This is a genomic window from Anaerotignum faecicola (assembly GCF_003865035.1).
GTDB lineage: Bacteria > Bacillota > Clostridia > Lachnospirales > Anaerotignaceae > Anaerotignum_A > Anaerotignum_A faecicola.
The window spans coordinates 1-6,093 of the sequence record NZ_BHVZ01000007.1 but is presented as its reverse complement, the minus strand read 5'-3'; the positions used below and the strand labels follow the sequence as shown (position 1 = coordinate 6,093).

Here is a 6,093-nt window from a genome sequence, read left to right as displayed (position 1 = left end):
AGAAGAAGCAGAGGGAAATGAGGGGTTCGAATCGGTGAAATTGCGGAAAATCAGGGGGTTGAAAAGAAAAAGAGAAAAAGTGAAAAAAGGTGTTGACATTTTCGGCAAGCGTGTATAATATATAAATGTTCCCGCGAAAACGGCGGAGCAAACTGAGAAAATCGAATCACAGAAATCGCAGAAGATTGAAAAGTTTTTAAATAAAAACATTGACAAGCGGACGCGAACCTGATATACTAATTTCTGCTGATGTGAAATATCAGTAAAAAGCACAAAATAAAAATAAAAAAGTGCTTGACAAGAGAATGAAGATTTGATAAAATAATCTTCGCTGCTGAAAAGCAGATTGATCCTTGAAAACTGAACAATGGATATGAATAAACACAACCCATAGTCAATTCAAGCAAACGGAAACGAATGCTAAAAAGACAAATTTTGCCGGTTTAGAAAACCGGAGTTAGCCAGAAAAACTGGCTAGGAACAAAACTTTAACATAAGAGTTTGATCCTGGCTCAGGATGAACGCTGGCGGCGTGCTTAACACATGCAAGTCGAACGAAGATACTTAAAATGAGAGCTTCGGCAGGATTTTTATTTATCTTAGTGGCGGACGGGTGAGTAACGTGTGGGCAACCTGCCCTATACTGGGGAATAATCACTGGAAACGGTGACTAATACCGCATGTCATTACGGAAGGGCATCCTTCTGTAAGAAAAGGAGTAATTCGGTATAGGATGGGCCCGCATCTGATTAGCTAGTTGGTGAGATAACAGCCCACCAAGGCGACGATCAGTAGCCGACCTGAGAGGGTGATCGGCCACATTGGGACTGAGACACGGCCCAAACTCCTACGGGAGGCAGCAGTGGGGAATATTGCACAATGGGGGAAACCCTGATGCAGCAACGCCGCGTGAAGGATGAAGGTTTTCGGATCGTAAACTTCTATCAATAGGGACGAAGAAAGTGACGGTACCTAAATAAGAAGCCCCGGCTAACTACGTGCCAGCAGCCGCGGTAATACGTAGGGGGCAAGCGTTATCCGGAATTACTGGGTGTAAAGGGAGCGTAGGCGGCACGCCGAGCCAGATGTGAAAGCCCGAGGCTTAACCTCGTGGATTGCATTTGGAACTGGCGAGCTAGAGTACAGGAGAGGAAAGCGGAATTCCTAGTGTAGCGGTGAAATGCGTAGATATTAGGAAGAACACCAGTGGCGAAGGCGGCTTTCTGGACTGAAACTGACGCTGAGGCTCGAAAGCGTGGGGAGCAAACAGGATTAGATACCCTGGTAGTCCACGCCGTAAACGATGAGTGCTAGGTGTCGGGGAGGAATCCTCGGTGCCGCAGCTAACGCAATAAGCACTCCACCTGGGGAGTACGACCGCAAGGTTGAAACTCAAAGGAATTGACGGGGGCCCGCACAAGCGGTGGAGCATGTGGTTTAATTCGAAGCAACGCGAAGAACCTTACCAAGGCTTGACATCCCGATGACCGCTCTAGAGATAGAGCTTCTCTTCGGAGCATCGGTGACAGGTGGTGCATGGTTGTCGTCAGCTCGTGTCGTGAGATGTTGGGTTAAGTCCCGCAACGAGCGCAACCCTTATCCTTAGTAGCCATCATTGAGTTGGGCACTCTAGGGAGACTGCCGTGGATAACACGGAGGAAGGTGGGGATGACGTCAAATCATCATGCCCCTTATGTCTTGGGCTACACACGTGCTACAATGGCTGGTAACAGAGTGAAGCGAGACGGCGACGTTAAGCAAATCACAAAAACCCAGTCCCAGTTCGGATTGTAGTCTGCAACTCGACTACATGAAGCTGGAATCGCTAGTAATCGCGAATCAGAATGTCGCGGTGAATACGTTCCCGGGCCTTGTACACACCGCCCGTCACACCATGGGAGTTGGAAGCACCCGAAGTCGGTGACCTAACCGTAAGGAAGGAGCCGCCGAAGGTGAAGCCAGTGACTGGGGTGAAGTCGTAACAAGGTAGCCGTATCGGAAGGTGCGGCTGGATCACCTCCTTTCTATGGAGAAAAGCGGAGAAAAGCTGCATAAAAGCTTTTGTCAGAATGGATTGCTTGCAAGACAGGCTGACAAAGAGGTTTTAGGTAGGTTTGCGGAGCAAATACATGAGTAATGCGAAGCATTACGAATGGTTTTCGTAAACATTTTTCAACGCAAGGTTGTGAAAGATATTCATTGTTCGGTTTTGAAGGATCAAACCTTCAAACAAAATAGGAAACACACAAAACATCTTCGGTGATGATGCGCTTGGGGGACACACCCGTTCCCATTCCGAACACGACGGTTAAGACCCAAGCGGTCGATGGTACTTGGTGGGCAGCTGCCTGGGAGAGTAGATGGTCGCCGAAGTCCTATGGGCTCATAGCTCAGCTGGTTAGAGCGCACGCCTGATAAGCGTGAGGTCGGTGGTTCGAGTCCACTTGAGCCCATTTTGTGTGGTCTGGGGATATAGCTCAGCTGGGAGAGCACCTGCCTTGCAAGCAGGGGGTCACGAGTTCGAATCTCGTTATCTCCACTTACCGGCTTAAAGAAGTCGGGATGCACCTTGAAAACTGAATACAAGTAAAGCAAAAATAGAGTCAATCGAGAAAACAAAATTTTCTATTTTCAAATGTAACAAAAGTTGTATCGCTACAACGAAACATTCCAGAGAAATAGCTATTATATTAAACTGGTCAAGCAAGAAAGAGCACAAGGAGAATGCCTTGGCACTAGGAGCCGATGAAAGACGTGGTAAGCTGCGAAAAGCTTCGGGGAGGCGCAAACAGCCATCGATCCGGAGATATCTGAATGGGGAAACCTACTTGAGCAAACCTCAAGTATCCATGCGTGAATCCATAGCGTATGGAAGGGAACGCTGTGAACTGAAACATCTAAGTAGCAGTAGGAGGAGAAAGAAAACTCGATTTCCTAAGTAGCGGCGAGCGAACGGGAAAGAGGCCAAACCGAAGGACCTGGTTCTTCGGGGTTGCGGACTGCAATTAGCATTGCTGAGAGATAGACGAATGGTTTTGGGAAAGCCAGCCGTAGACGGTGAAAGCCCGGTAGACGAAATCTTGAAGCAGCGAGCAGGATCCAGAGTACCACGAGACACGAGAAACCTTGTGGGAAGCCGGGGGGACCACCCCCCAAGCCTAAATACTCCCTAGTGACCGATAGTGAAGCAGTACTGTGAAGGAAAGGTGAAAAGGACCCCGGGAGGGGAGTGAAAGAGAACCTGAAACCTTGTGCTTACAAACAGTCAAAGGACGCAAGTCTGATGGCGTACTTTTTGTAGAACGGTCCGGCGAGTTACTAATGCCAGCGAGGTTAAGTGGTCAGAAGCCACGGAGCCGAAGGGAAACCAAGTCTGAATAGGGCGTAGAGTTGGTATTAGTAGACCCGAAACCGGGTGACCTATCCATGTCCAGGTTGAAGGAACCGTAAAAGGTTTTGGAGGACCGAACACACATGTGTTGAAAAACGTGGTGATGAGGTGTGGATAGCGGAGAAATTCCAATCGAACTCGGAGATAGCTGGTTCTCCTCGAAATAGCTTTAGGGCTAGCCTCGAGCTGGAGTCTAACGGAGGTAAAGCACTGAACTGACGCGGGGCCCAAAAAGGTTACCAACTCATATCAAACTAAGAATGCCGTCAAGATACCCTCGGGAGTCAGTCTGCGTGAGATAAGTCGCGTGGACAAAAGGGAAAGAGCCCAGACCGACAGCTAAGGTCCCAAAGTACGTGTTAAGTGGAAAAGGATGTGGGATTTCATAGACAACTAGGATGTTGGCTTAGAAGCAGCCATACATTTAAAGAGTGCGTAATAGCTCACTAGTCGAGAAAACCTGCGCCGAAAATGTAACGGGGCTAAAACACGACACCGAAGCTACGGATTCCTTACAAAGTAAGGAGTGGTAGAGGAGCATCCTGCAAGGACGAAGCCAAAGTGAGAGCGATGGTGGACGAAACAGGAGAGAGAATGCCGGAATGAGTAGCGAGATACATGTGAGAAACATGTAGGCCGAATATCTAAGGATTCCTGGGTAAAGCTAATCTTCCCAGGGTTAGTCGGGGCCTAAGGCGAGGACGAAAGTCGTAGTCGATGGATAACAGGTTGATATTCCTGTACTACACATAATCAGAACTGTGGGGACGCAGGAGGATAGGGAAACCGGGGAATGGAAAGACCCGGTCAAGCGTAAAGCTGTGGGAGATAGGCAAATCCGTCTCCTGTAAGTGAAACGTGATGAGGACTGAAAAAAAGTAAGGAAGTTTCCGAATCCACACTGCCGAGAAAAGCCGCTATTGCGTTATGTGTACCCGTACCGTAAACCGACACAGGTAGATGAGGAGAAAATCCACAGGCCGACGGGAGAAGTGTTGTTAAGGAACTCGGCAAAATGACCCCGTAACTTCGGGATAAGGGGAGCCTCGCAAGAGGCCGCAGAAAAGAGGCACAAGCAACTGTTTAGCAAAAACATAGGTCTATGCGAAACCGTAAGGTGAAGTATATGGGCTGACGCCTGCCCGGTGCTGGAAGGTTAAAAGGAGAGGTCAGCGCAAGCGAAGCTTTGAATTCAAGCCCCAGTAAACGGCGGCCGTAACTATAACGGTCCTAAGGTAGCGAAATTCCTTGTCAGGTAAGTTCTGACCCGCACGAAAGGCGTAATGATTTGTGCACTGTCTCGACAACACGCCCGGTGAAATTGAAGAACCAGTGAAGATACTGGTTACCCGCAACAGGACGGAAAGACCCCATGGAGCTTTACTGCAGCCTGATACTGGGATTCGATGATATATGTACAGGATAGGTGGGAGGCTAAGAAGCGAGAACGCTAGTTTTCGTGGAGCCGCCGGTGGGATACCACTCTTATGTCATTGAATTTCTAACCTGCATCCGTAATCCGGGTGAGGGACAATGTCAGGCGGGCAGTTTGACTGGGGCGGTCGCCTCCTAAAAGGTAACGGAGGCGCTCGAAGGTCACCTCAGAATGATTGGAAACCATTCAAAGAGTGTAAAGGCAAAAGGTGGCTTGACTGCGAGAGCGACGGCTCGAGCAGGTACGAAAGTAGGACTTAGTGATCCGGTGGTAATAAGTGGGAATGCCATCGCTCAACGGATAAAAGCTACCCTGGGGATAACAGGCTTATCTCCCCCAAGAGTTCACATCGACGGGGAGGTTTGGCACCTCGATGTCGGCTCATCGCATCCTGGGGCTGAAGTAGGTCCCAAGGGTTGGGCTGTTCGCCCATTAAAGCGGTACGCGAGCTGGGTTCAGAACGTCGTGAGACAGTTCGGTCCCTATCCGTTGTGGGCGCAGGAAATTTGAGAGGAGCTGTCCTTAGTACGAGAGGACCGGGATGGACGTACCTCTGGTGTACCGGTTGCAGACCAACTGCACAGCCGGGTAGCTATGTATGGAACGGATAAACGCTGAAGGCATCTAAGCGTGAAGCCGCCCTCAAGATAAGATTTCCCATTCTTCGGAAGTAAGATCCCTTAAAGATAATGAGGTTGATAGGTTGGAGGTGTAAGCATGGTAACATGTTCAGCTGACCAATACTAATAGATCGAGGGCTTGACCAAAAAAAGATTACTCAAGGATTGCTAAGTTTGTATTCAGTTTTGAAGGTGTAATCCCACCCAAGTGGGAGGCCGTTATACAGGGGTATAGTTCAGCTGGTAGAGCGTTGGTCTCCAAAACCAAATGTCGAGGGTTCGAATCCTTCTGCCCCTGCCATTTTTTTAAAAGAAAAACGATTCGCTATTTTTAATATGGCTCAGTAGCTCAGTTGGTTAGAGCGCCGGCCTGTCACGCCGGAGGTCGTGGGTTCGAGCCCCATCTGAGTCGTTTTGTGGAAGTTTAGCTCAGCTGGGAGAGCATCTGCCTTACAAGCAGAGGGTCACAGGTTCGAGCCCTGTAACTTCCACTTTTTTTATGCAAAAAAGTATCCCTCCTGCGAAATGCGGTGAGGGTCTTTTTATTGCGAACAGCGAGGAAAAATACAGAAAGAGGAACGGGGGAAATTCTATGCAGTCAAATTGCGAAACCTGTATGTATTTTGGATATGACGAGGAATTGAGGA

5 tRNA genes and 3 rRNA genes are annotated in these 6,093 nt (G+C 48.8%); all 8 read left to right on the top strand.

The features are described 5' to 3' along the window. Nucleotides 1–489: 489 nt before the first annotated feature. Nucleotides 490–2,024: ribosomal RNA gene (locus EJE48_RS08645) — 16S ribosomal RNA — on the top strand. A gap of 231 nt (nucleotides 2,025–2,255) precedes the next feature. After that, nucleotides 2,256–2,373: ribosomal RNA gene (gene rrf, locus EJE48_RS08640) — 5S ribosomal RNA — on the top strand. Nucleotides 2,374–2,379: 6 nt separating this feature from the next. Further along, nucleotides 2,380–2,453, top strand: a tRNA-Ile gene (locus EJE48_RS08635). Nucleotides 2,454–2,466: 13 nt separating this feature from the next. After that, a tRNA-Ala gene (locus EJE48_RS08630) sits at nucleotides 2,467–2,539 on the top strand. Nucleotides 2,540–2,697: 158 nt separating this feature from the next. Further along, nucleotides 2,698–5,593, top strand: a 23S ribosomal RNA gene (locus EJE48_RS08625). Together the 16S, 23S and 5S rRNA genes with 5 tRNA genes alongside form the textbook arrangement of a ribosomal RNA operon. Before the next feature lie 78 nt (nucleotides 5,594–5,671). Continuing rightward, nucleotides 5,672–5,747, top strand: a tRNA-Trp gene (locus EJE48_RS08620). A 37-nt stretch (nucleotides 5,748–5,784) separates the two neighbouring features. Beyond that, nucleotides 5,785–5,858, top strand: a tRNA-Asp gene (locus EJE48_RS08615). A 6-nt stretch (nucleotides 5,859–5,864) separates the two neighbouring features. After that, nucleotides 5,865–5,937 (top strand) — tRNA-Val (locus EJE48_RS08610). Nucleotides 5,938–6,093 lie beyond the last annotated feature (156 nt).